23 protein-coding genes and 5 tRNA genes are annotated in these 24,632 nt (G+C 72.0%); 18 read left to right on the top strand and 10 right to left on the bottom strand.

Translation table 11 applies throughout. The features are described from left to right. Positions 1 to 98: 98 nt before the first annotated feature. From C6N31_RS11710 to C6N31_RS11700, 3 genes are all read right to left on the bottom strand, one after another. A tRNA-Val gene (locus C6N31_RS11710) sits at positions 99 to 170 on the bottom strand. Between the two features lie 3 nt (positions 171 to 173). Next, positions 174 to 244: transfer RNA gene (locus C6N31_RS11705), tRNA-Cys, on the bottom strand. A gap of 33 nt (positions 245 to 277) precedes the next feature. Then, a tRNA-Gly gene (locus tag C6N31_RS11700) sits at positions 278 to 349 on the bottom strand. A 205-nt stretch (positions 350 to 554) separates the two neighbouring features. On the opposite strand from C6N31_RS11700, the gene C6N31_RS11695 reads away from it, so the two are divergent. Genes C6N31_RS11695 through C6N31_RS11685 form a run of 3 tightly spaced genes read left to right on the top strand, consistent with a single transcriptional unit; the run spans position 555 to position 3,299 of the window. Beyond that, entirely contained in the window at positions 555 to 1,586 is a 1,032-nt protein-coding gene (locus C6N31_RS11695; RefSeq protein WP_138352725.1) for a chorismate-binding protein, read from the top strand. After that, a complete protein-coding gene (locus C6N31_RS11690) occupies positions 1,583 to 2,404 on the top strand; it encodes an aminotransferase class IV (RefSeq protein ID WP_138352661.1) in 822 nt (273 codons plus the stop codon). The genes C6N31_RS11695 and C6N31_RS11690 overlap by 4 nt, the downstream gene beginning before the upstream one ends. A 55-nt stretch (positions 2,405 to 2,459) precedes the next feature. After that, positions 2,460 to 3,299, top strand: coding sequence for a GNAT family N-acetyltransferase (locus tag C6N31_RS11685; protein ID WP_138352660.1), 840 nt, complete (start codon positions 2,460 to 2,462; stop codon positions 3,297 to 3,299). A gap of 37 nt (positions 3,300 to 3,336) precedes the next feature. On the opposite strand, the gene C6N31_RS11680 is transcribed toward C6N31_RS11685, so the two are convergent. Continuing rightward, positions 3,337 to 3,852: a DsbA family protein gene (locus tag C6N31_RS11680; protein ID WP_164296999.1), complete on the bottom strand. Its 516-nt coding sequence runs from the start codon at positions 3,850 to 3,852 to the stop codon at positions 3,337 to 3,339. Between the two features lie 149 nt (positions 3,853 to 4,001). Between C6N31_RS11680 and C6N31_RS11675 the strand changes: the two genes are divergently transcribed. Further along, the gene (locus C6N31_RS11675) at positions 4,002 to 4,475 is read left to right on the top strand and encodes a hypothetical protein (protein WP_138352658.1); all 474 of its coding nucleotides are present in this window, start codon (positions 4,002 to 4,004) and stop codon (positions 4,473 to 4,475) included. Between the two features lie 88 nt (positions 4,476 to 4,563). Continuing rightward, positions 4,564 to 4,776 (top strand): hypothetical protein, encoded by a 213-nt coding sequence (locus C6N31_RS11670; RefSeq protein ID WP_138352657.1) that lies wholly within the window; start codon positions 4,564 to 4,566, stop codon positions 4,774 to 4,776. A 169-nt stretch (positions 4,777 to 4,945) separates the two neighbouring features. Here C6N31_RS11670 and C6N31_RS11665 read toward each other — a convergent pair whose 3' ends face one another. Then, on the bottom strand, positions 4,946 to 5,506 hold the full coding sequence (locus C6N31_RS11665; protein ID WP_138352656.1) for a CGNR zinc finger domain-containing protein: 561 nt from the start codon (positions 5,504 to 5,506) through the stop codon (positions 4,946 to 4,948). A 187-nt stretch (positions 5,507 to 5,693) separates the two neighbouring features. Then, the gene (locus tag C6N31_RS11660) at positions 5,694 to 6,107 is read right to left on the bottom strand and encodes an SsgA family sporulation/cell division regulator (RefSeq protein ID WP_003959770.1); all 414 of its coding nucleotides are present in this window, start codon (positions 6,105 to 6,107) and stop codon (positions 5,694 to 5,696) included. A 190-nt stretch (positions 6,108 to 6,297) separates the two neighbouring features. On the opposite strand from C6N31_RS11660, the gene C6N31_RS11655 reads away from it, so the two are divergent. Next, positions 6,298 to 6,711, top strand: coding sequence for a TIGR02611 family protein (locus tag C6N31_RS11655; RefSeq protein WP_138352655.1), 414 nt, complete (start codon positions 6,298 to 6,300; stop codon positions 6,709 to 6,711). 54 nt (positions 6,712 to 6,765) lie between these two features. Continuing rightward, positions 6,766 to 6,837 (top strand) — tRNA-Val (locus C6N31_RS11650). Between the two features lie 86 nt (positions 6,838 to 6,923). Here the strand turns inward: C6N31_RS11650 and C6N31_RS11645 are convergent. Further along, entirely contained in the window at positions 6,924 to 9,461 is a 2,538-nt protein-coding gene (locus C6N31_RS11645; protein WP_198357480.1) for an SCO7613 C-terminal domain-containing membrane protein, read from the bottom strand. Positions 9,462 to 9,603: 142 nt separating this feature from the next. Between C6N31_RS11645 and C6N31_RS11640 the strand changes: the two genes are divergently transcribed. Both C6N31_RS11640 and C6N31_RS11635 read left to right on the top strand, forming a co-directional pair. Further along, on the top strand, positions 9,604 to 10,068 hold the full coding sequence (locus C6N31_RS11640; RefSeq protein WP_138352654.1) for an SRPBCC family protein: 465 nt from the start codon (positions 9,604 to 9,606) through the stop codon (positions 10,066 to 10,068). Positions 10,069 to 10,106: 38 nt separating this feature from the next. After that, a tRNA-Val gene (locus tag C6N31_RS11635) sits at positions 10,107 to 10,178 on the top strand. A gap of 73 nt (positions 10,179 to 10,251) precedes the next feature. Here the strand turns inward: C6N31_RS11635 and C6N31_RS11630 are convergent. Beyond that, positions 10,252 to 11,001 carry an exonuclease domain-containing protein gene (locus C6N31_RS11630; protein ID WP_164296880.1) on the bottom strand — a complete coding sequence of 250 codons (750 nt, stop codon included), beginning with the start codon at positions 10,999 to 11,001 and terminating at the stop codon, positions 10,252 to 10,254. A 179-nt stretch (positions 11,002 to 11,180) separates the two neighbouring features. Between C6N31_RS11630 and C6N31_RS11625 the strand changes: the two genes are divergently transcribed. The 4 genes from C6N31_RS11625 (at position 11,181) to C6N31_RS11610 (ending at position 15,771) form a co-directional block, all read left to right on the top strand. Continuing rightward, a complete protein-coding gene (locus C6N31_RS11625) occupies positions 11,181 to 11,747 on the top strand; it encodes a DUF4365 domain-containing protein (RefSeq protein WP_138352652.1) in 567 nt (188 codons plus the stop codon). After that, positions 11,747 to 13,000, top strand: coding sequence for a hypothetical protein (locus tag C6N31_RS11620; protein ID WP_138352651.1), 1,254 nt, complete (start codon positions 11,747 to 11,749; stop codon positions 12,998 to 13,000). Before C6N31_RS11625 ends, C6N31_RS11620 begins: the two co-directional genes overlap by 1 nt. A 123-nt stretch (positions 13,001 to 13,123) precedes the next feature. Then, positions 13,124 to 15,103, top strand: coding sequence for a threonine--tRNA ligase (gene thrS, locus C6N31_RS11615; RefSeq protein ID WP_138352650.1), 1,980 nt, complete (start codon positions 13,124 to 13,126; stop codon positions 15,101 to 15,103). Positions 15,104 to 15,213: 110 nt separating this feature from the next. After that, on the top strand, positions 15,214 to 15,771 hold the full coding sequence (locus C6N31_RS11610; RefSeq protein WP_138352649.1) for an HIT family protein: 558 nt from the start codon (positions 15,214 to 15,216) through the stop codon (positions 15,769 to 15,771). A gap of 169 nt (positions 15,772 to 15,940) precedes the next feature. Here C6N31_RS11610 and C6N31_RS11605 read toward each other — a convergent pair whose 3' ends face one another. Next, positions 15,941 to 17,590, bottom strand: a complete 1,650-nt coding sequence (locus C6N31_RS11605) for an AbeC-like domain-containing protein (RefSeq protein ID WP_138352648.1) — start codon at positions 17,588 to 17,590, stop codon at positions 15,941 to 15,943. 160 nt (positions 17,591 to 17,750) lie between these two features. Beyond that, positions 17,751 to 19,982 carry an elongation factor G-like protein EF-G2 gene (locus C6N31_RS11600; RefSeq protein ID WP_138352647.1) on the bottom strand — a complete coding sequence of 744 codons (2,232 nt, stop codon included), beginning with the start codon at positions 19,980 to 19,982 and terminating at the stop codon, positions 17,751 to 17,753. A 282-nt stretch (positions 19,983 to 20,264) separates the two neighbouring features. On the opposite strand from C6N31_RS11600, the gene pgsA reads away from it, so the two are divergent. The 5 genes from pgsA (at position 20,265) to pdxS (ending at position 24,626) form a co-directional block, all read left to right on the top strand. Beyond that, on the top strand, positions 20,265 to 20,936 hold the full coding sequence (pgsA, locus tag C6N31_RS11595; RefSeq protein WP_138352646.1) for a phosphatidylinositol phosphate synthase: 672 nt from the start codon (positions 20,265 to 20,267) through the stop codon (positions 20,934 to 20,936). Beyond that, positions 20,933 to 21,850 (top strand): phosphatidylinositol mannoside acyltransferase, encoded by a 918-nt coding sequence (locus C6N31_RS11590; protein ID WP_138352645.1) that lies wholly within the window; start codon positions 20,933 to 20,935, stop codon positions 21,848 to 21,850. The genes pgsA and C6N31_RS11590 overlap by 4 nt, the downstream gene beginning before the upstream one ends. Beyond that, positions 21,847 to 23,052, top strand: coding sequence for a glycosyltransferase family 4 protein (locus tag C6N31_RS11585; RefSeq protein ID WP_138352644.1), 1,206 nt, complete (start codon positions 21,847 to 21,849; stop codon positions 23,050 to 23,052). The genes C6N31_RS11590 and C6N31_RS11585 overlap by 4 nt, the downstream gene beginning before the upstream one ends. 22 nt (positions 23,053 to 23,074) lie before the next feature. Beyond that, positions 23,075 to 23,632, top strand: coding sequence for a LemA family protein (locus tag C6N31_RS11580; protein ID WP_138352643.1), 558 nt, complete (start codon positions 23,075 to 23,077; stop codon positions 23,630 to 23,632). A gap of 82 nt (positions 23,633 to 23,714) precedes the next feature. Continuing rightward, positions 23,715 to 24,626, top strand: coding sequence for a pyridoxal 5'-phosphate synthase lyase subunit PdxS (gene pdxS, locus C6N31_RS11575; protein ID WP_138352642.1), 912 nt, complete (start codon positions 23,715 to 23,717; stop codon positions 24,624 to 24,626). Positions 24,627 to 24,632: the final 6 nt, after the last annotated feature.

Genomic DNA, 24,632 nt, shown 5'->3' with positions numbered 1-24,632 from the left:
AACCAGTGACCTCTTCCGTGTCAGGGAAGCGCTCTCCCGCTGAGCTAATCGCGCGGGACCCACTACAACTGCTGCCATGCAAGTGGTGCTGTGCTGCGTGCGCGATACTGGGATTGAACCAGTGACCTCTTCCGTGTCAGGGAAGCGCTCTCCCGCTGAGCTAATCGCGCGTGAGGTGGAGACGGGATTTGAACCCGTGTAGACGGCTTTGCAGGCCGTTGCCTCGCCTCTCGGCCACTCCACCAACATCGCGGGGGACGGGAAATCCCCCACGCCGAGCGGACGACGAGATTCGAACTCGCGACCCTCACCTTGGCAAGGTGATGCTCTACCACTGAGCCACGTCCGCAGGTGTCGTAGCTCCGGGGCGCTTCCGCGTCCCGGCGACGTGTTGAACTCTAGCGGATTCCACGGCCAGCTCAAAAACCGGTTTCCGTAGCGTGCCGGGCTGCTGACCAGCGGATGACCAGCGGGGCGCCGCGACGGGCACCGCTCTAGACTCGGCCACACCCCTTCGGACCGACCCTGGAAGCACTGTGCGAGACCTCGTCCCGATGGCCCGCTTCGGCGGCCGCGTCGCCTCCGACCTGCGAGATGTCACCAGCGATCTCGCCGCGCTCGACTCCTCGGGCTTCTGGGCGGTGTCCGTGGACTTCGAGGGACAGGTGGTGTGCGCGCGCTTCGGGGACGTCCGCAGCGCGCCGCCGGCGGCGCCGGACGGCTGGTGCGGACCGGCCACCGGAGCGTGGACCTCCTCACTGGACCGGGACGCCTATATCGCGGGTGTGCGCCGTATACGCGCGTACATCGCGGCCGGCGACGTCTACCAGGCCAACCTCTGCCGGGTGCTGTCCGCTCCGCTGCCCGACCCCGCCCGGTCCGACGTCGACGCGCTCGGCTCGGTGCTCGCCCACGGCAACCCGGCCCCGTACGCGGGCACCATCCGGCTCCCCGGGCACGGTGTGGAGATCGCCACCGCGTCCCCCGAGCTCTATCTGCGCCGTGACCGCTCCCTCGTCGAATCCGGCCCGATAAAGGGCACCGGACGTACGGAGGCGGATCTGCTGCCCAAGGACCACGCCGAGAACGTGATGATCGTGGACCTGGTCCGCAACGACCTGGGGCGGGTCTGCGCGACCGGTTCGGTCACCGTCCCGGAGCTGTGCGCCGTCGAGAAGCACCCCGGGCTGGTCCACCTCGTCTCGACCGTGCGGGGTGAACTGCGCCAGGACACCGGCTGGGCCGGGCTGTTCGCCGCCACCTTCCCGCCCGGCTCGGTCACCGGAGCCCCCAAGTCCAGTGCGCTGCGGATCATCGAGGAACTGGAGACGGTGCCGCGCGGCCCCTACTGCGGGGGTATCGGCTGGGTGGACGCCGATCGCGGCACCGGTGAACTGGCCGTGGGGATCAGGACGTTCTGGGTCGACCGCACCGGCCCGGAACCGCTGCTGCGCTTCGGCACGGGAGCCGGCATCACCTGGGGCTCCGACCCCGTGCGGGAGTGGGACGAGACCGAGCTGAAGGCGTCCCGGCTGCTGGCGGTAGCGTCGGGGGACCATCCGGGACACGAAGGGACCACACCGTGAAGATCTGGGTCGATGGCACGCTGCGGGACGCCGCTGACGCCACGGTGTCGGTGCTGGACCACGGGATCACCGTGGGTGACGGGGTCTTCGAGACGCTCAAGGCGGTCGACGGCGCGGCGTTCGCGATCACCCGCCACCTGGACCGGCTGACCCGGTCCGCACGCGGTCTCGGACTCCCGGACCCGGACCACGACGAGGTGCGCAGGGGCTGCGCGGCGGTCCTGGCGGCCAACCCGGTGCCGCTCGGCCGGCTCAGGATCACGTACACCGGCGGGCTCTCCCCGCTCGGCTCCGACCGCGGCGACGCGGGACCCACCCTGATCATCGCCCTCGGCGAGGCCGCCGCCCGGCCCGACACCACCGCCGTGGTCACGGTGCCGTGGACCCGTAACGAGCGGGGCGCGCTCAGCGGTCTGAAGACCACCTCCTACGGCGAGAACGTCGTGGCGCTCGCCCGCGCCCACGCCCACGGCGCCTCCGAGGCGATATTCGGCAACACCGTCGGGCGGCTCTGCGAGGGCACCGGCTCCAACATCTTCGTCGTGCTCGACGGGCAACTGCTCACCCCGCCGCTCTCCTCCGGCTGTCTCGCCGGCATCACCCGCGAGCTGGTCGCCGAGTGGAGCGGGGCCCAGGAGGCGGATCTGCCGCTGGAGGCGCTCGACGAGGCCGAGGAGATCTTCCTGACGTCCACCCTCCGCGATGTCCAGGCGGTACGGCTGGTCGACGGGCGGGAACTGCCGGGAGCACCGGGCCCGGTCACCGCCAAGGCGATGCGGGTCTTCGCGGAACGGGCCGGAGCCGACCCGAATCCGTGACGTGGCGCTGAGGAGCGGGTAGAACTGGCCCCAGTCCAAACGGGGGAGTGACGCCATGACAACCACCCTGCGACCCGATCAGCCGGAGCGGCACGGAGCGGCGGGCGCGCGTTCGCGCCGCTACACCGTATGCGTCAACAGCAGGCCGGTCGGCGGGATCGAGCTCTCCGCCGGGCCGCGGTTCGGCGTCACGGCCGGCCGGATCACCGGACTGGAGATCCACGAGGCGGACCGGCGGCGCGGCCGCGCCACGGTCGCCGCGCTCGCCGCCGAGGAGGTGCTCCGCGGCTGGGGGTGCGACGAGGTGACGGTCGACATCCCGGCGGACGCCGTCCTCGCGCAGCGGCTCGCGGACACCCTCGGCTACACCGAGCGCAACCGCGGCATGGTCAAGCGGCTGTCCGGTCCCGCACCCGAACTGCCCGCAGGCAGCACCGTCCGCCCGGTGACCGAGGCGGAGTTCCCCGCCTGGAACGAACAGAAGATGATCGCGTACGTGGAGGGCATGGTGACCCGCGGCGTCCCGTTCGCCCAGGCCTCCGCCCGGGCCGAGGCCGACCACAGCGCGGCCCTGCCGGACGGCCCCCGCACCGACGGCACCCTGCTGCTGACCCTGGTCCACCGGCGCCGGGACGTCGGCACCCTGTGGCTGAGGCTGCGGGACGCGGCCGACCCGGGGGTCCCGGCGTGGGTCTTCTCCGTCGAGGTGGCCGAGGAGCACCGCGGCCAGGGGCACGGCCGCACCCTGATGCTCGTCGCGGAGCGGGAGTGCCTGGGCGCCGGGGTCGGCACCCTGGGCCTGAACGTCTTCGGCGGCAACACGCCGGCGCTGCGGCTGTACGAGTCCCTGGGGTACGCGACCACGCGCCGCCATCTGTTCAAGCGGCTGCTCTAGCGGCTGCTGCTCCAGAGGAGAGGACTTCGGACCGGACCTATCCGGCCAGCAGCCGGTCCGCGATCTCCTCGATCCGGGCGCGCAGCCCCTCCTGGCTCTTGCCGCCGTCGAGCCGCTGCCCGTCGATCACATACGTCGGCGTGCCCGTGACACCGATCGCCCGGCCCTCGGCCTCGTCGGCATCGACGATCAGCAGGTGCCGGCCGTCGATCAGCGCGGTGTCCACCTCCTCCGCGTCCAGCCCCATTTCGCGGGCCACCTCCACGAGAAGCTCCTCGCCGCGCTTGCCGAGCTCTTCCGTCCGGGCCAGCACCGCCTCGGTGTACGGCCAGCCCTGCCCCTGCGCCCAGGCCTCCTCGGCCGCCTGGGCGGCGGCGAGGGCGTGCTGGTGCTTCTCCAGCGGGAAGTGCCGCAGCTGGATGTCCAGCGCGTCGCCGTAGCGGGCGCGCAGCGCGCGTACGTCGTCGAGGGCGGTGCGGCAGTCGGGGCACTGCAGCTCGCACCAGACTTCCAGGACGGCGCGGGCGGTGGCAGGGGGAGTGACGTCGTTCATGCGGCCCAGTCTGGCACCTGGGGAGGAGCCCTCCCCCGAGATCACCCTGAGACAGGTCCCGGGACGTGGCCTCCGGCTTCGCGACGGGTGCACGATGGATACAGGAACATCCCGATACCGCCGCAGGAGTACAGGATCAGGAGCACTGGATGCTGACCGCTACCGTATGCGTCGCACTGTCCGCGGCGGGCCTGGCGATCGCGATGCTGACCGCGTACCGCCGGCGTTACCTCGCGGCCGTCCGCACCGCCGCCTTCGCCCTGCTGCCGGTGGGCCTGTACATGACGGGCCTGGTGACCCTGGGCCGGAAGGTCGGCACGGCCACCGGGAGCTGGGCCGCGGACCTGGTCTTCAAGCCGACGGTGTGGCTGGGCTTCGGTGTGCTCGCGGTGTCCGTGGTGCTCTACACGGTGACGCGCTTCGCCGCCGGCCGCGCCGGCGGCAGCCGCCGTGAACGCAAGGCCGCCGCTGCCGCCGCGGGTGCTCCGGCGGTGGCCCCCGGCGCCTCCCAGCCCTCACTGCCCGCGGGGCGCAAGCCGGCGGCGAAGTCCAAGGCCGCGACCGACGGCGGACTGTCCGATTTCTCCGACATCGAGGAGATCCTCAAGCGCCGCGGCATCTGACCTGCCGCAGGGCCCCGGAACGCAGAACCACCCCTGAGAGTTCGCGTGTTGGGCGCGGCGGCATGGGGTGCTGCGTCATCATCGCGGTGTGCTGCGATCTTCCGGGGGGTCACCCCCGTGCCCACGGCCGACACCTGAGGCCGAGAGGCCGGCCCCCGGAGACATTCCGCGGCCGAGGGCGGGCGCCGACGAGCCCAAGGGCTGTCTGTTCGCGCTCTCCCAGCCGCCGCTGATGCTCTTCCTCTGCGTGATCGCGGGGCTCATCGGATTCGGCGCGCTCTACGACATCGTCATGCTGTGAGCCGCGGCTAGGGCGGTGTCGAAAGTAGCGCTGTTCGCCCGGAGGGTGTGGCCCACGGTGTCTGGTGCGTGCGCTCGCAAGGCGGAGGGTCGTCCTCGTACTGGTCGTACGTGGACGAGCCCGACAACGCGGCGAGGGCGTGTGCCAGGCGGGACTTTCGCAACACGCTTTAGGGTCGGCTGGCCTCGCGCTGCCGGGCCCGGTACGCGGCGACATGCAGCCGGTTCCCGCAGGTGCGGCTGTCGCAGTAGCGCCGGGAACGGTTGCGCGACAGGTCGACGAAGGCCCGGCGGCAGTCGGGGGCGTCGCAGCGCCGCAGCCGCTCGCACTCACCGGCGACGACCAGGAACGTCAGCGCCATGCCGCCGTCTGCGGCCAGGTGGTCGGAGAGCGACGCGCCCGGGGCGAAGTAGTGCACATGCCAGTCGTGGCCGTCATGGTTCGTGAGCCGCGGGGTGGTCCCGGCCTCGGCGACCATCGCGTTCAGCAGAGTGGCGGCGGCCTGGGCGCTGGGGGCGCAGAACACCTGCGCGAACCGCTCACGCACCCGGCGCACGGTGGCGAGGTCGTGCTCGCCGAGCCGGCCCACCTCGCTCACGTGGTGTTCCTCGACGAACGCGCGCAGCGCGGCCACATCGTGCAGACCCTCCCGGCCCTCGCTCTCCGGGGAGGTGTTGATCAGGTCCACCACACAGTCGAGTGCGTACCTGGTGTCATGGTTGATCAACACGGAATCGCTCCCTGGCCGGTGGGGGTCGGGCGGCTGCGTTCCGGCGACTCTAGCGCGCGAGAGCCACCGCCGTGGGGGTCGTGGTCCACGGCGGTGGCTCTGTGAAGCGCATGCGAGGCTTCGTACGGCGGTCGGGTCCGGGCCATGCCCCCGAGTAGGACGGCACCGGACGGCTGGTGGGCTGGGGTCAGCTCTCCGCGAGGATGTGGGAGAGCTCGGTGTCCAGATCGAAGTGACGGTGCTCGGTGCCCGGGGGCACGGCGGCGTCGGTCCGCTTGAGGAACGACTCCAGTGCCCGCGCCGGGGCTTCGAGCAGCGCCTCCCCCTCTGGGGAGCTGAGGGCGATGCACACGACGCCCTGGCCATGACTGCGCGACGGCCAGACCCGGACGTCTCCGGTGCCGGTAGGCCGGTGCAGGCCCTCGGCGAGCAGATCGCGGGCAAACACCCATTCGACCGTCTCTTCGGCACCAGTGTGGAAGGTGGCGTGCACGGCATAGGGATCGGCCGTGTCGTACCGCAGGCCTGCGGGTACAGGCAGTGAGGATTCGCTCGACACAACGAGGCGCAGGTGCAGCTCGCAGCTGACCGTGGTGTTCATAAGCGCCAGGGCCTTTCGCTCAGTGTGCGCTCGGGGATTCGCACGTCGGCGAAATCGACATGCCACCTGCGGGGACGTTGTAAACCCCTCTGACTGGTTTGTGAGGCTTCTGGTACCTCGTCCGGCCCAGTACTTTTACGGTGTCGAAGGCCATTCCGGTGATCTCCGCCCTTCGGGTAGGTTTGGCGCCATGACTGCGGAGAGTGACGAAATTCAGGGGAATGTGGCCATGGACCGGAGACTCGGTTCCAAGGCTCCTGAATTCATCAGGAAATCCCGGGGACTGCACCTCAGCTGGCAGGTGGGGGTGTTCATCGTCGGGCTGGCCGTGGTGGCGGCCGGTGTGGTGATGCTGCCGCTGCCGGGCCCCGGCTGGTTGGTGATCTTCGGGGGAATGGCGATCTGGGCCACCGAATTCGTCTGGGCGCAGCTCGTGCTGCGCTGGACGAAGCGCAAGGTGACCGAGGCGGCGCAGCGTGCGCTCGACCCCAGGGTGCGGCGCCGCAACATCATCCTGACGGCCGTCGGACTGGTGATCATCGGCGCCCTGCTCGGCTACTACGTCTGGCGGTTCGGATTCGAGATGCCATGGCGGATCGGCTGACCCGCGGATGGTCCGGGGCACCGTCTGAGGTGCGGTAATGTTGTCCCCGCACGGGGGCGATTAGCTCAGTGGGAGAGCACTTCGTTCACACCGAAGGGGTCACTGGTTCGAACCCAGTATCGCCCACCCCGACCGAGGGCCCGGAAGCGAAACGCTTCCGGGCCCTCGGCGTTTCCGGGACTCCCGCGCCCCGGAAACCCAGCGCGCCGCGCTCAGCGCATCCGGCCGATGACCTCGCGCACCCGGCGGACGTCGCGCAGCCGGCGCTCGTACGTCGTGCCCAGCGCCAGCAGCAGCAGACCCGCCACCGCGAGCGGCAGCCAGCGCGGCGCCGCGCCCACGACCTGGACGACGTACGGGGCCAGCTCGTGCAGCGCGAGGAGCACCAGGACGGCGCCGCCCAGCAGCAGCGGGGCCCGCAGCCGGTGCCGGGCGCCCAGCAGCGTCACGGCGAGCGCGCCCGCGCCCAGCAGCAGCGGGCGCTGCCAGTGCGCGTCGCCCCACGCGGCCACCAGACTGGGCAGCAGGGTCGCCGCCAGCCCCGGGCCGTAACTGGACCAGGACGAGGCCGCCGGGTCGCGGCGGCGGCGCAGCCAGCCGACGAGCAGCCCCGCGGCGGTCAGCGACAGCGTGTAGGCCTCCGGTGTCGTGACGCCGGAGGCGGCCAGCCGCACCCAGCTCGCCGCGGCCGTCAGGGCGCCGGCGGCGTAGACGGCCTGCCGGCGGTCCTGGCGCAGGGCGAGAGCGGCGGCCAGCACACCGGCCGCCGCGAGGACCAGGGCGAGGGCCGGAGCGTCCGGGACGGCCAACACGACCGCCAGCGCCGCCGCGACCCACCCCGCCGACTCCAGGGCCTGCCGGGGCCACCCGGACGGCGCCGCGGACAGCACGGCGGTGGCGCCGACCGCGAGGACCAGGAAGGCCGCCACCTGCGACGGATGGCCCGCGGCCGCCGGACCGGCCCAGGCCGGCCCGGTCGCGCACGCCACGGTGCCGACGGCGCCCACCGTCCGCCGCACGATGTCACCGCGCACCGCCGCGGTCCCCGCGAACGCCGCCAGGAGCACACCCAGCACGGCGAACGTGGCGGTCCGCCCGGCGAGACCCCAGGCCACCGCGGTCACCGCGGTGGCCGTGCCGGCTATGAGCGCGGTGCGCGACAGCAGCGGCACGCGTACGGCCACGGCCGCCGCGAGCAGCGCGACGGCGAGTGCGAGCCGCAGGGAGAGCGCCACCGGGTACGTCGCGCCGGCGGCCGCGGGCAGCGCCGCGACGGTCACGGCGCCGCACACCACGGCCGCGGGGCCCGGCACCCGCCACGCGGGGCGCCGCAGCGCGGTCGCCGTGAGGACCAGGGCGAGCAGCCCGGCGACCACCACCATGGACGGCGGAGCGACCCGCAGCCCATGAGGCGTCAGAGCGTCGTGGGCGCTGTGCGGGGCGCCCGACCAGATCGAACCCACCCAGCTCAGCGGCCCGAAACAGGTCACGGCCAGCGCGGGCACCGCCCACAGCGCCGCCAGCAGATGCGCCGCCGAGGCTCCCGTCGCGACCCCGTCGGCCGTGGCGCCACGCGATCCGCCGCGCAGGGCGGCGGCCAGGGCCAGCACCGCCACCGCGCAGCCCAGGTACCCCGGAACGACCCAGTCGTCCGCGACCCACGTCCGCACCACGCCACCGGTCCCGGCGATGGTCACGAGAGCGGCCAGAGCGGCGAGCAGTGCGGCGGCGGGGTGCCGGGTGACGGGGGCGCTGAGGGGCGGCGTACCGGCGACGGGAACCGGGTGCACCGGAGCCGCCGCCGGGAGGCGGTGGGCGGCCGTGAGGGCCACCGCGGCACCTGCCAGCAGCAGGCCGCAGGCCTGCAGCGCGGCGCCGGTCGACGCGGCGTCCAGCGACAGCCACAGCGCGGCGGCCAGGCCCAGCAGACCCGACACCGTGCCGGCCACGGCGCCGGTCGTCCGCAGACCGCGCGGCAGCCGGCGGCCCGGTGCCGTTACGGCGAGAGCTGCGTCCGACGCGGCGGCGAGGAGCACGGCGGCGGCGAAACCGCGCACGGAGCTGTGCGCCCACGCCCACAGCGGCAGCGGCAGTTGGGCGAGGACCAGCGCGACGGGCGCGGGCAGCACGAGCCGGCCGCGCAGCAGCAGCCCGTAGCCCGCCCAGAGGGCGCTCACGACGGCGAGGCACCCGGCGGTGTACACCAGCGCGTGGATCTCGCCGAGCTCCGCGCTCACCCGCCGCACGGCGTACGCGTCGAGCAGCAGCAGGACCAGCCCGAGGCAGGCGATCACCTCGGCGGTAGCCGACAGCGCACGGCGCAGCAGGAGCGCGGGAACGGCGAGCGCGGTGAGGGTCAGCGCGCCCAGGACCGCGGACCGGCCGCCGATGCCGAGCTGTCCCCAGTTGACGACGGTGAAGGCGGTCACCGCGACGGCGAGCAGGGCGCCGCCGAGGGAGAGCAGCAGATTCTGCGCGCTCGGCGGTGACGTCTCACGGACGGGACCCGCGACGGGACGCGCGAACGGAACCGCGAAGGGACCCGCGGCCGGACCGGGGCGCGGGCCCCAGCCGGGCGGCGGCGGTGGGTAGGCCACCGGGCGCGCCGCGGCGAGCAACTGGGCCCGGCGGCCCAGGAGACGGCCGCGTTCCGCGTCGACCGCGGCGAGCGCGGTCCCGACCGCCCGTAGCTCCGCGGCGATCTCGCCGGTGAGCGGCAGCGCGCAGCGCGGGCACACCGGTACGGGCATCGCCGGGTGCGGAAACGTTCCGCAGGCCGGGCATTGGGCGGGTGGCGGTAGGGGCTCCATACCGATGGAGTGTGGCGTGGACCACGAGATCCGTCATCCGGGCCGGTACTCAGAACGTGCCTGAGTACCCACACTGGCTTCCATGGACTGGAGCCGTTACCGCTTCCGCACCACCTGGCGTCTCGGCGCCCGCCCCGATGCCGTCTACGCCGTTCTGGAACGTCCCGACGAGTACCCGTCGTGGTGGCGGCAGGTGCGCGAGGTGCGGCGCACCAGCGAGACCACCGGCACCCTCCGGTTCCGTTCCGTGCTCCCGTACGACCTGGTCGTCGACGCGCGCGAGTCGCGCCACGACGACGCCGCCGGAGTGCTGGAGGTGACGATGACCGGGGACCTGGAGGGCTGGGTCCGCTGGACGGTGACGGCCGACGGCGGCGGCACGCGGCTGCTCTTCGAGGAGGACGTGGTCGTCCGCAAGCCCCTGATGCGGCGCCTCGCGGTGCCGTGCCGGCCGTTCTTCCGGGCCAACCACGCGCTGATGATGCGCCAGGGGCGGCGGGGGCTGCGGGACCGGCTCGTGGCCGGCCCGGCCGGGAATGGCGTTTGAACGGACGGGCCCGCGCCCTGTATTGTTCGGGACGTCCCGGGCGATTAGCTCAGCGGGAGAGCACTTCGTTCACACCGAAGGGGTCACTGGTTCGATCCCAGTATCGCCCACAGCAGGGAAACCGGCCGGTCCTCATGGACCGGCCGGTTTCGTGCGTGACGGGCGCCGCGCGGGTCCTGGCGCTCAGGCGGCAGGGGGCCGTGCGCGCTGCGCGGGGATCATCGGCGCGGGCCGCAGCGGCCAGGACGGGTCGCAGCGTTCCGGCGTACCGTTCCTGGCGAAGTAGGCCTGCAGGCCGCGGGCTTGGCCCGCGTGCCACGCCGTCTGGCGTTCGTGCAGCTCGGCGGGGCCGAGCTCGGCGAGCCGCTCCGCGAAGCGGCGGCCTATCGCCCGGGCCAGCTCCAGGGACGCCGTCGCGTCCGCCGCGGCGTCATGCGCGTCCGCCAGCTCGACGCCGTAATGCGCGCACAGGTCGGTGAGGGTGCGCCGGCCCTTGCGGTAGCGGTCCAGCGCCTTGTCGAGCACCCGGGGGTCCAGGACGCACAGCGCCGCCCCGTCCAGCCGGCCGTGCAGCGTTCCGCCGCGGTGCCGTTTCAACTCCCGGTCCAGCAGCGTGAGGTCGAACGGCGCGTTCATCACCACCAGCGGCACCGACCGGGCCGCCCGGCCGGCGAGCGCCTGCGCCATCTCCTCGACGACCGGACCCGGCCGGCGGCCGTGCCGCCGCAGGAAGGCGTCACTGAGTCCGTGTATGGCTCGCGCGCCCTCCGGCACGGGCACACCCGGGTCCACCAGCCAGCGCAGGACACGGGGTTCGGCGCCGGGAGCGTCCTGCTCCACGAGGGCCCCGGAGACTATGCGGTCGTGCTCCACGTCCACGCCGGTGGTCTCGGTGTCGAAGGAGGCCAGTGGTCCGTCGTACCAGCGAGGCATGGGGTACTCCCAAGGATGTCGGGGAGGTTGACGGGCGGTCAGATCTGCCGCCCCTGAGCGGTATGTACCCGTAACTCGTGGTCACTGAACCGCAACTGTTTGCGACCCTCCGCTGGTGGAGAAGACACAGGTGACGGATACGCACTGACAACGCACGGCTCGGAAGGCACGGAAGAGCGATGGCGCTCACGCAGCCCGCCCCGGGCGAGCCGACGGCCGAGCGGGCCACACCGCTCAGGGGAGGGCTCGCCACCACCAGTTGCATGGAGACCCTGCAGGTGGGGTATTTGCACGCGGTCGCGGCGGCGGCCGGCTGCTCGCTCGCCCAGCCCTTCCCGGACAACGGCATCGACTGGCATCTCAGCCACAGTTCGCGCGCGCACGCCGTCGACGACGAGGTGACGATAAAGGTGCAGCTCAAGTGCACCTACCAGGTCGCCCCGCATCCGGCGGGGCCGACCTTCGGCTTCACGCTGGAGAACGAGCACCTGGTGAAACTGGCCAGGACCCCGGCGTCGGTGCACAAGATCCTGGTGGTGATGCTCGTGCCGCGCACGCAGGACGAGTGGCTGGCGGCCGGGCACGACCGGCTGGAACTGCGGCACTGCTGCTACTGGACGAACCTGGCCGGCGTCGCCGTGACGGGCAAGCGCAAGACCACAGTGCGGATACCGACCGCGCGGATCTTCGACGACCGTGCGCTGTGCCAGATCATGGCGCGGGTCGGGGCGGGAGGAAGACCGTGATGCACCGGCCCACCGACACCGATGAGCCCGTTCTGCCCGACCCCGAGCGGGTCGACCCCGCGGTACTGACCGCGCTGCTCGTCCGGCACGGCTGGGAGCGGCGCGGCGGCGCCCCCGGCCGCTACAGCCGCTGGACCCCGCCCGGCAGCGCCGTCCGGCTCCAGGACGCGGGGGCGGACGCCGGCCGGCCGACGGGGAACGGCACCGGCACCAGCCTGCTCGTCCCCGAGGGCCGTCCGCGCCGCGGCCGGACCACGGACCCGGGCTACGCGGACAACACCGACCTGCTCGGTGAGGCGCTCACCGCACTCGCGCGCTCCGCCGCCCCGTCCGCCCGCGAGGTGCTGCTCGCCCTCACCGTCCCCGGCGACGAGATCCGCTGGCGGCGCGAGGTGCCGCGGATCGGCGAGGCGGTGCCGTGGACCACCGCCGAGCAGCTGCGGGCCGGCGCCCGGGCGATGCTGCTGGCCGCCGCGCGCGCCGCCCGGCAGACCGCCGGGTACTTCGGCGAGCGGCACGGGCCGCATGCCGCGGGCTTCCTGGAACAGGTCCTGGTCGGGCCGGTGACCGGCGGCCATCTGCTCACCGCGTACGCCCCCGTCCCCGAGGGCCGGCCGGCGACCTCGACGCTGCTGCGGGCGCTGCAGGCGGCCCGGGACGCGGTGGACCTCCAGCGCGCCACCGGCGGGATGGAGGCGTTCGACGCCGCGGTCGACCTCGGCGTCTGCCATGAGCTGGCCGAGGCGCTGGTCCGGCTGGTGCGCGGCACCGAGGGCATGGAGGTGGCGCTCGCCTGGTCACCGGCGGCCGGTCCGCCCGGCGGCTTCGCGAGCCGTCCCGAGCCGGTGGAGTTCTCGCCCGGTGACCTGCCGGCCCTGGAGGCGGCGAGCGCCCGCTATCTGCGCCGCGAACCGTCGGTCCCGGTCCGGGTGACGGGCACCGTCGTCCGGCTGCGCCGGCCCACCCCGTCCGGCGGCGGTTCGGTCCGGCTCCGGGTCCTCGCCGGCGCCGACGTCCGCCAGGTCCGGGTCCGGCTGGACGAGGCGGAGTACCGTATCGCCGCCCACGCCCACCTGGTCGGACTGCCGATCCGGGTCAGCGGACGGCTGGAGAGCCGCGGCGGCTTCCGCCGGCTCACCGAGGCCGTCGGCGTCACCCCGGTCCAGGTGGACGAGGCCGAACGGGACCGGCTGCTGAAGTCGCTGCACGGCGGCGTCGACACCTTCGAGGACGCCTGCGGCGGAGACTCCTGACGCGGGAACGGCCTCTCGGTCGCTCACCGCCCCCCATCACTTCGCGGCGGACCCGCCGGGCTCGGTACGATTCACCCGTGCGGCATCCGCCGCCGTGCGGTATTGAGTCATGGGAGAGAACCGGTGTCAGACGTCCGTGTGATCATCATTCGCGATTCCGTTGAGCGGGAAGAGCGGGTGGTCACGACCGGGACGACCGCCGGAGAGCTCTTCGACGGCGACCGCAGCATCGTCGCCGCGCGCGTCGCCGGCGCGCTGAAGGACCTGGCGTACCCGGTCGCCGACGGCGACGAGGTCGAAGCCGTCCCCCTGACCAGCGAGGACGGGCTGAACATCCTGCGGCACTCCGCCGCGCATGTCATGGCCCAGGCCGTGCAGGAGCTGTTCCCGTCGGCGAAGCTCGGAATCGGCCCGCCCATCAAGGACGGCTTCTACTACGACTTCGACGTCGAGACCCCCTTCACCCCGGAGGACCTCAAGAGCATCGAGAAGAAGATGCAGGAGATCCAGAAGCGTGGCCAGCGCTTCTCTCGCCGCGTGGTGAGCGACGACGACGCCCGCGAGGAACTGGCGGCCGAGCCGTACAAGCTGGAGCTGATCGGCCTCAAGGGCTCCGCCTCCTCCGACGACGGCGCGAACGTCGAGGTCGGCGCGGGCGAGCTGACCATCTACGACAACATCGACAGCCGCACCGGCGAGCTGTGCTGGAAGGACCTCTGCCGGGGCCCGCACCTGCCCAGCACCCGGCTCATCCCCGCCTTCAAGCTGATGCGCAGCGCCGCCGCGTACTGGCGCGGCAGCGAGAAGAACAAGCAGCTGCAGCGCATCTACGGCACCGCGTGGCCGTCGAAGGACGAGCTGAAGGCGTATCTGGAGTTCCTCGCCGAGGCCGAGAAGCGCGACCACCGCAAGCTCGGCTCCGAGCTGGACCTCTTCTCGATCCCCGAGGAGATCGGGTCCGGCCTGGCCGTCTTCCACCCGCGCGGCGGCGTCATCCGCCGGGTCATGGAGGACTACTCGCGCAAGCGGCACGAGCAGGAGGGGTACGAGTTCGTCTACACCCCGCACGCCACCAAGGGCGCGCTCTTCGAGAAGAGCGGGCACCTGGACTGGTACGCCGACGGCATGTACCCGCCCATGCAGCTCGACGAGGGCACCGACTACTACCTCAAGCCCATGAACTGCCCGATGCACAACCTGATCTTCGACGCCCGGGGCCGGTCCTACCGTGAACTGCCCCTGCGGCTCTTCGAGTTCGGCACCGTGTACCGGTACGAGAAGTCCGGTGTCGTGCACGGCCTCACCCGCGCCCGCGGCTTCACCCAGGACGACGCGCACATCTACTGCACCAAGGAGCAGATGGCGGACGAGCTCGACTCGACCCTCACCTTCGTGCTGAACCTGCTGCGCGACTACGGCCTGGAGGACTTCTACCTCGAGCTCTCGACCAAGGACCCGGAGAAGTTCATCGGGTCGGACGAGAACTGGGACGAGGCCACCGAGACGCTGCGCAAGGCCGCGGAGAAGCAGGGCCTCGAACTGGTCATGGACCCGGGCGGCGCCGCCTTCTACGGCCCGAAGATCTCCGTCCAGGCGCGCGACGCCATCGGCCGGACCTGGCAGATGTCGACCATCCAGGTCGACTTCAACCTGCCGGAGCGCTTCAACCTGGAGTACACCTCCGGCGACGGTTCCAAGCAGCGTCCGGTGATGATCCACCGTGCGCTCTTCGGCTCGATCGAGCGGTTCTTCGCGGTGCTCCTTGAGCACTACGCGGGTGCCTTCCCGGCCTGGCTGGCGCCGGTGCAGGCGACCTGCATCCCGATCGGTGACGCGCACGTCCCGTACCTGCAGGAGTTCGCCGCCAAGGCGAAGGCCCTCGGGCTGCGGGTCGACGTGGACGCCTCCTCGGACCGCATGCAGAAGAAGATCCGCAACGCCCAGAAGGCCAAGGTGCCCTTCATGATCATCGCGGGTGACGAGGACATGGAGGCCGGCGCGGTCTCCTTCCGCTACCGCGACGGCACCCAGAAGAACGGCGTGCCGGTCGACGAGGCCGTCGCCGAGATCGCCAAGGCCGTCGAGGACCGCGTCCAGGTCTGACACACGGCGTACGACCGCAGGCCCCTGGGGCGCGAGCGACTCGCACCCCAGGGGCCTGCGCGTTGCCGTGGGAACCGCCCCTGCGCCACGTGGCGGGACCCGGAAGTCCTATGCTGATCGGCATGACGAGTGAGCCGGAGCAGCAGATCGGAGTGGGTACGCAGGACGCGTTCCAGCGCCTGTGGACCCCGCACCGTATGGCGTACATCCAGGGTGAGAACAAGCCGACCGGCCCGGAGGCCGGCGACGGATGTCCGTTCTGCTCGATCCCGTCCAAATCCGATGAGGACGGCCTGATCGTCGCGCGGGGCGAGCACGTCTACGCGGTGCTCAACCTCTACCCGTACAACGGCGGCCACCTGATGGTGGTCCCCTACCGGCACGTCGCGGACTACACCGAGCTGGATCTGGCGGAGACCGCCGAGCTGGCCGGGCTGACCAAGCGCGCGATGACGGCGCTGCGCACCGCGTCCGGGGCGCACGGCTTCAACATCGGCATGAACCAGGGCGGGGCGGCGGGCGCGGGGATCGCCGCGCATCTGCACCAGCACGTGGTGCCGCGCTGGGGCGGCGACACCAACTTCATGCCGGTCATCGGGCACACCCGGGTCCTGCCGCAACTGCTGGCAGACACCCGCAAGATGCTCGCGGACGTCTGGCCGCACTAGTCCCTGCCGGGTGCGTCGTGGGTCGGGGGCCGGGACCTCCGGGGCAGGGGTCCGAAATCGACTATTTACGGGCCTGGCGGCCCACAAATAGCTCGGCAGCATTTCGAAACCCACCCCTGCGGCCCCGGCCCCCTTCCGTCCGGTGTGCCCATGATCCGCCGGACAGGCTTTACGCGTCGTACGCGTCCGCCTTGCGGGGTTCCGCGCCCTGGACCAGGCCGCTCAGCATCAGCGAGCGGTTGGTGAAGTGCGAGGTGTCGACGCCGTTCTCCTTCATGACGTGGATCGCCGCGGCGTGCACCGCGCGCAGCACCGGGGTCGCGGCGCGCAGCGCGTCGTCGGCCATGAAGCGGTGCTTCCACGGCTTGTCCGCCCAGGTGTGCCGGAGGCCGAACGGCTCGGGCAGTGCGAGCGTGCCGCCGAGGTGGTCCAGCACGCTGGGGAACCGGGTGAGCGGCGCGCGGGCCGCCAGCCGGACCACCTCGCCGGGGTGGATCAGCGGTAGCTGCACCGTGTGGGTCTCCCAGAACTTGACCGGGTGCGAGACGGTCTTGGAGTTGGGCGCCGGCGGTGCGGTGAAGATCGGGTGCACGGGGCCCAGCGCGTGGCCCGTCACCTCGACCCGCAGGGTCTGCGCCAGCACGGTCACCGTGACCATCAGCGTTATCACCAACTGGCCGTCCCACAGGACGAACTGGATGCCGAGGTAGTGCCGGTTGCCCTTGCCGAACTGCTGGTTGTTGCAGATCCGCTGGATCTCGAAGTCCTTGACGGTGAACGCCTCGACCTCGGCGCCGGTGGGCCGGGAGATGGCCTTGGCGTTCTCCCCGGTCGGGGCGACGACCCAGTGCCGTATCGACGCCTTGGGGAAGCCTCCGGTGTGCAGCGGGCCGCGCTCCAGCATCCGCAGTTTGTCGTGGATGGCGCGGATGACGTCCCAGCTGCGGAAGGGGTGGATCTCGGCGAGGCCGTCGCGTGGCACCAGCTCCTCGGCCATCTGCCAGCTGCCCCAGCGGGTGCCCATGCCCAGTATTCCCTTGGGGCCCGCATAGAAGACCACGTTGCTGTTCTGCTCGGCGGAGAGCTTCGCCAGGCTCTGCCGCAGCGTCTCCGCCCTGGTCTGGTTCGGGTTGCGCGGTACGGCCTCGGGGATCTTGGCGCCGACGCCGGTGCCGGAGACCAGGCCGGCCCAGCGCTCGCGCAGGTCCTTCGCGGTCTGCTCGCAGATGCGCTTGGCCCAGAACCAGCCCAGCACCGGTACGAGCATCATGACGCGCAGGTACTGGCGCCAGAACCCGGTCAGCGGCGGCTTGATGATGAGCAGGGCGGCGAACGCGACGACGATCAGCAGGATCACCGCGCCCAGCGGGCCCGCCTTCGAGTCCTGCGCCTTCGCCAGCGACCTGCGCAGCTGGAACGCGCCGAGCCAGATCAGCACCCCGGGCAGGAACAGCAGCCCGAAGACGGCCATCACGATCGTCAGCCGGTTGTCGCGCTCCTGCCGGATCCGGTTCGCGGCGAGACAGTGCTCGACGACGGACTGCGGTTCGGCACCGAAGGACTGCACGAGTTCGCCGCGCGCCGCGCCGAGCATCCGCACCTGGACGGAACGGGCGAACGCCTCACCGAGGTTGGGCTCGAAGAGCGAGAGCCGGGGAGGGGTGAAGACCGCGTCCTCGTTGGCCTTCCTGAGGTCCTCGACCGGGGAGTCCCGATAGGCCGCGGACGACAGGGCCTGGGTTGCGGCGGTGCCGCCCTCCGTACCGATCAGCGGGACCTGCGCCCCGGGGCTGAAGTCGAACCCCTTGCCGTCTGCCACTACCGCCCCCTCATTCCCCCACACGACCCCGCGGGCACAACGGCTCCACCGGCCCATTCCCCGCGAGCGGGGCCGTCACACTTCTGGAGCAATGCCCACAGTATCGGCGCGGCGGTCCGCGCGGGGTGCACACGGACCGCCGACCGGCCTTCCTGCGGCGTTACTTGGCGGAATCCGCCTGTTCCCTGAGCTTGGCCGCGAGCGGCGGGGGCATCGGCTCGTGGCGGGCGTACGCGCGGCTGAAGCGGCCGGTGCCGTGCGACAGGGACCGCAGGTCGACGGCGTACCGGCCGATCTCGATCTCCGGCACCTCGGCCCGCACCAGGGTGCGGCCAGGACCGGCCGGTTCGTTGCCCAGGACCCGGCCGCGCCGTCCGGAAAGATCGCTCATCACCGAACCGACGTAGTCGTCGGAGACCAGCACCCCGACCTCGACGACCGGTTCCAGCAGGTCGATCCTGGCCCCGGCGGCCGCCTCCCGCATGGCGAGCGCCCCGGCGGTCTGGAACGCGGCGTCGGAGGAGTCCACCGAGTGCGCCTTGCCGTCGGTGAGGGTGACCCGGATGTCCACCACCGGGTGGCCGAGGGCCACACCCCGGGCGGCCTGCGCGCGGACGCCCTTCTCCACCGACGGGATGAACTGCCGCGGTACCGCGCCGCCGATCACCTTGTCGACGAACTCGATGCCGGAGCCGGCCGGCAGCGGATCGACCTGGATCTCGCAGATCGCGAACTGGCCGTGCCCGCCGGACTGTTTGACGTGCCGGCCGCGCGCGGTGGCCTGCTCACCGAACGTCTCGCGCAGCGACACCCGGTGCTGCACGGCGTCCACCTGGACCCCGTAGCGGCTGCGCAGCCGTTCCAGCGCGACATCGGCATGCGCCTCGCCCAGGCACCACAGGACCACCTGCCGGGTGTCCGGGTTCTGCTCGAGACGCATCGTGGGATCCTCGGCGACGAGCCGCGCCAGACCCTGCGAGAGCTTGTCCTCGTCGGCCTTGCTGTGCGCCTGGATGGCCACCGGGAGCAGCGGGTCGGGCATCACCCACGGCTCCATGAGCAGCGGCCGGTCCTTGGCCGAGAGGGTGTCGCCGGTCTCGGCGCGGGTCAGTTTGGCGACGCAGGCCAGATCGCCCGCGACACAGCTCGCCACCCCGCGCTGCTGCTTGCCGAAGGGCGAGGACAGCGCGCCCACCCGCTCGTCCACGTCATGGTCCGCGTGCCCGCGGTCCTCCATGCCGTGCCCCGAGACATGGACCGTCTCGTCCGGCCGCAGCGTCCCGGAGAAGACCCGCACCAGGCTGATCCGCCCGACGTACGGGTCGGAGGAGGTCTTCACCACCTCGGCGGCGAGCGGCCCGTCGGGATCGCAGGTCAGCGGCGGGCACGGGCCACCCTGCAGGGCGCTCACCGGTGGCGCCTCGCGCTCCAGCGGGGTCGGGAAGCCGCCGGTGATCAGTTCCAGCAGCTCCAGGGTGCCGAGCCCCTGCCGGGCGCCGTCGGCCGCGGGGGCGGCGGCGAGCACCGGGTGGAACGTGCCGCGGGCGACCGCCCGTTCCAGGTCCTCGGTGAGGGTCTTGAGGTCCAGTTCCTCGCCGCTGAGGTAGCGGTCCATCAGGGTCTCGTCCTCGCTCTCGGCGATGATCCCCTCGATGAGCCGGTTGCGGGCCTCCTCGATCAGCGGCACCTCCCCGGGCTCGGGGGCCCGCTCGGTCCGCTCGCCCGTCGAGTAGTCGAAGACCCGCTGCGACAGCAGCCCGATCAGCCCGGTGACCGGGGCGTGCCCGTCCGGGCCCTGCTCGCCGTGCAGCGGCAGGTACAGCGGCAGCACCGACTCGGGGGAGTCGTCGCCGAGGACCCGGGCGCACAGCGCCGTCATCTCGTCGAAGTCGGACCGGGCCGCCTCCAGATGCGTCACCACCACGGCCCGCGGCATCCCGACCGCCGCGCACTCGTCCCACACCAACCGGGTCGCGCCGCCCACGCCCGAGGCGTCCTGCGCCGCCGAAACGACGAAGAGGGCCGCGTCCGCTGCTCGCAGACCGGCCCTCAACTCCCCGACGAAGTCGGCGTATCCGGGAGTGTCCAGCAGATTTATCTTGATATCGCCCCAGAGGACCGGCACAAGAGACAGCTGCACCGACCGCTGCTGCCGCTGCTCGATCTCGTCATGATCGGAGATCGATCCGCCGTCCTCCACCCGCCCTGCCCGGTTCACCGCGCCGGTTGCCAGCGCCAGGGCCTCGACGAGTGTGGTCTTGCCCGCTCCGCTGTGGCCGACCAGCACCACATTGCGCACCTTCTCGGGCCGGCCGGCCGCCGGTGCCCTTCCGGCGGCTCCTGGATGTACGTCTCTCCTGTCGGCTGCTCCACCCACGGGTCTCGCCTCCATGTCCGTCACTGCATGGGGGACCGCGCCCTCTGCAGGGGCACAAACGCGCAACGTCACGGGAGACCGCACCGGAGGTGCCCCGGGACGGGGTACAAAGGGAGGGTTTCCGGCGACGCCCGCGGTTATCCGACCTTCCCACGGCGGTCACGGTGCGTCCATACGTCGTACGTCCCCAGGGTACCGGCGGGTGCCTCCCGCATACGGACGACGAGGGCTGGCTACGATGGGCCGTCCAGTGGCCGACCGGGCCAGCCGACATCCACCGATCCATCCGGGAAGGCCATGCTGAACAAGTACGCGCGTGCATTCTTCACGCGTGTTCTCACGCCGTTCGCCTCGTTCCTGCTGCGCATCGGGGTCACCCCCGACGCGGTGACCCTCATCGGCACCGGGGGAGTGATGGCGGGTGCGCTGGTCTTCTACCCCATGGGCGAGTTCTTCTGGGGCACCGTCGTCATCACCCTGTTCGTCTTCTCGGACCTGGTCGACGGGAACATGGCGCGGCAGTCCGGGGTGTCCAGCCGATGGGGCGCCTTCCTCGACTCCACCCTCGACCGGGTCGCCGACTCGGCGGTCTTCGGCGGGCTCGCGCTCTGGTACGCCGGGGGCGGTGACGACCTCGTGCTCTGCGCGGTGACGATCTTCTGCCTCGCCAGCGGCCAGGTGGTGTCCTACACCAAGGCCCGCGGTGAGGCCATCGGCCTGCCGGTGAACGTCAACGGGCTGGTGGAGCGTGCCGAGCGGCTCGTCATCACCCTCGTCCTGTGCGGTCTCGCCGGGCTGCACAAGTTCGGCGTTCCCTATATCGAGTGGCTTCTGCCGATCGCGCTGTGGGTCGTCGCCGCGGGCAGCCTGGTGACCCTGATCCAGCGGGTCGTCACCGTGCGCCGAGAGGCGGCGGAGGCCGACGCGGCCGACGCCGTCGCCGGTGCGAACGGGGGCGGCGCCGCGTGAAGGACCGGTTGATCGACGGCCTCTACGGCCTGGGCTGGAGTGCGGTGAAGAAGCTGCCGGAACCGGTGGCGAACGCCCTCGGCCGGCAGATCGCCGACCTGGTCTGGCGGCGGCGCGGCAAGGGAGTGCTCCGGCTGGAGTCCAACCTCGCCCGTGTCGTGCCGGACGCGGACGAGGCCCGGCTGCGCGAGCTGTCCCGGGCCGGAATGCGCTCCTACCTGCGGTACTGGATGGAGTCCTTCCGGATGCCCTCCTGGGACCGGGACCGCTTCCGCACCGGCGTCGACATCCAGGACGCGCACATCCTGAAGGACGGCCTGGCCGCCGGGAAGGGCGTCATCCTGGCGCTGCCGCACATGGGCAACTACGACCTGGCCGGCGCCTGGGTGACCACCAAGATCGGCGTCCCGTTCACCACCGTCGCGGAACGTCTCAAGCCCGAGACGCTGTACGACCGGTTCGTGGCCTACCGCGAGGGACTCGGCATGGAGGTACTGCCGCACACCGGCGGCTCCGCCTTCGGCACCCTCGCCCGCCGGCTGCGCGCGGGCGGCCTGGTCTGCCTCGTCGCCGACCGCGACCTGTCCGCCTCGGGCATCGAGGTGAAGTTCTTCGGCGAGGCCACCCGGATGCCCGCCGGCCCCGCGATGCTCGCGCAGCAGACCGGCGCGCTGCTGCTGCCGGTCACCCTCTGGTACGACGACTCGACGATCATGCGGGGCCGGATCCACCCGCCGGTCGAGGTCCCCGAGCTCGGGGAACGGGCCGAGAAGGCCGCGGTCATGACCCAGGACCTCGCCGACGCCTACGCCTCCGGGATCGCCGAGCACCCCCAGGACTGGCACATGCTCCAACGGCTGTGGCTCGCCGATCTCGAAGCGCGTCCGAACAGTTCCGGAACGGAGAAACTTTGAGGATCGGGATCGTCTGCCCGTACTCCTGGGACGTCCCCGGCGGCGTCCAGTTCCACATCCGCGACCTCGCGGAGCACCTGATCAAGCTCGGCCACGAGGTCTCCGTGCTCGCGCCCGCCGACGACGAGACGCCGCTCCCGCCGTACGTGGTCTCCGCGGGCCGCGCCGTCCCCGTGCCGTACAACGGCTCGGTGGCCCGGCTCAACTTCGGCTTCCTGTCCGCCGCGCGGGTGCGCCGCTGGCTGCACGACGGCGGCTTCGACGTCATCCACATCCACGAACCGACCTCGCCGTCCCTCGGCCTGCTGGCCTGCTGGGCGGCCCAGGGGCCGATCGTCGCGACCTTCCACACCTCCAACCCGCGCTCGCGGGCCATGATCGCCGCCTATCCGATCCTGCAGCCCGCGCTGGAGAAGATCCGCGCGCGCATCGCGGTGAGCGAGTACGCCCGGCGCACCCTGGTGGAGCACCTCGGCGGCGACGCGGTGGTCATCCCCAACGGCGTGGACGTCGACTTCTTCGCCACCGCCGAGGCCGAGCCGAAGTGGCAGTCGGAAGGGGCGCGCAGCACGGCCCTGGACGGCGTGCCGCGGCCGGGCGGGACGATCGGGTTCATCGGCAGGATCGACGAGCCGCGCAAGGGCCTGCCCGCCCTGATGCGGGCCCTGCCGAAGATCATCGCCGAACGCCCGGACACCCGGCTGCTGGTCGCCGGAAAGGGTGACGAGAAGGAAGCCGTCGAGGCCCTGCCGGAACACCTACGCGGCCAGGTGGAGTTCCTCGGCATGGTCAGCGACCGGGACAAGGCCCGGCTGCTGCGCAGCGTCGACCTGTACGTGGCCCCCAACACCGGCGGCGAGAGCTTCGGCATCATCCTCGTCGAGGCGATGTCGGCCGGCGCCCCGGTGCTCGCCAGCGATCTGGACGCCTTCCGCCAGGTCCTGGACGGCGGTGCGGCGGGCGAACTGTTCCCCGTCGAGGACGCCGACGCGCTCGCGGCCGCCGCGGTGCGGCTGCTCGGTGACCCCGAGCGCCTCGCGGAGCTGCGGGAACTGGGCAGCAGGCACGTCCGCCGCTTCGACTGGAGCACGGTCGGCGCCGACATCCTGTCCGTCTACGAGACGGTGACGGAGGGCGCCACCGCCGTCGCCACCGACGAACGCGTCGGCCTGCGCGCCCGCCTGGGGCTCGCCCGGGACTGAAGTACCCGGCGCGACGGTAGCCTTGCCGCCCGTGACCACCTTCATCTGGGTCGCGGTGGCTGTCGTTGCCATCGGCCTGTACCTGAGCTGGACCGCGGGCCGCCTTGACCGGCTGCACGCCCGTATCGACGCCGCCCGTGCCGCCCTGGACGCGCAGCTGCTGCGCCGCGCCTCGGTGGCCCAGGAGCTCGCGACGTCCGGGGTGCTGGACCCGGCGGCGTCCATCGTCCTCTACCAGTCCGCGCACGCCGCCCGGCAGGCCGAGGACGAGCACCGAGAGGTGGCCGAGAGCGAGCTGAGCCAGGCGCTGCGCGCGGTCTTCGCCGAACCGGACGCCGTCGAGGCGGTGCTGGCCGCGCCCGGCGGCGAGGAGACCGTCGGCGAACTGACCCAGGCCGTACGCCGGGTGCCGATGGCCCGCCGCTTCCACAACGACGCGGTCCGGGCGGCGCGGGCGGTGCGCAGGCACCGGGTCGTGCGCTGGTTCCGGCTGGCCGGCCACGCGCCCTTCCCGCTGGCCTTCGAGATGGACGACGAGCCACCGATGGCGTTCACAGCGGACGGCGCGGCAGGCCACTGACCCCGGATTGGCCCTTTTCCGGCCAGGTGGACCGGTTCAGGATGGGTACAACGCACCATTCGTCATCGAGTGAGGTCATACCGTGTCCACCACCCCCGCCACCGCCCAGAACCCCGAGACCGGCACCGCGCGCGTCAAGCGCGGTATGGCCGAGCAGCTCAAGGGCGGCGTGATCATGGACGTCGTCAACGCCGAGCAGGCGAAGATCGCCGAGGACGCCGGCGCCGTCGCGGTCATGGCCCTGGAGCGGGTGCCCGCCGACATCCGCAAGGACGGCGGCGTGGCCCGTATGTCCGACCCGGACATGATCGACGGCATCATCAACGCGGTGTCCATCCCCGTCATGGCGAAGTCCCGTATCGGCCACTTCGTCGAGGCCCAGGTCCTGCAGGCGCTCGGTGTCGACTACATCGACGAGTCCGAAGTCCTGACCCCGGCCGACGAGGTCAACCACAGCGACAAGTGGGCCTTCACCACCCCCTTCGTCTGCGGCGCGACCAACCTGGGCGAGGCCCTGCGCCGGATCGCCGAGGGCGCGGCCATGATCCGCTCCAAGGGTGAGGCCGGCACCGGCAATGTCGTCGAGGCCGTGCGCCACATGCGCCAGATCCGCACCGACATCCGCCGCCTCGGCACCCTGGACGAGACCGAGCTGTTCGTCGCCGCCAAGAACCTCCAGGCCCCGTACGAGCTGGTCAAGGAGGTCGCGGGCCTCGGCAAGCTGCCCGTCGTGCTCTTCAGCGCCGGCGGTGTGGCCACCCCGGCGGACGCCGCCCTGATGATGCAGCTCGGCGCCGAGGGTGTCTTCGTCGGCTCCGGCATCTTCAAGTCCGGCGACCCGGCGCAGCGCGCCGCCGCCATCGTGAAGGCCACCACCTTCTACGACGACCCCAAGGTCATCGCGGATGTCTCGCGCGGTCTGGGCGAGGCCATGGTCGGCATCAACTGCGACACCCTCCCCGAGTCCGAGCGCTACGCCAACCGCGGCTGGTAACCGGAC

It is taken from the genome of Streptomyces fildesensis, from assembly GCF_016107395.1.
GTDB lineage: Bacteria > Actinomycetota > Actinomycetes > Streptomycetales > Streptomycetaceae > Actinacidiphila > Actinacidiphila fildesensis.
Note: the sequence above shows the minus strand (reverse complement) of the source record. Positions and strands in the feature narration are given on the sequence as shown.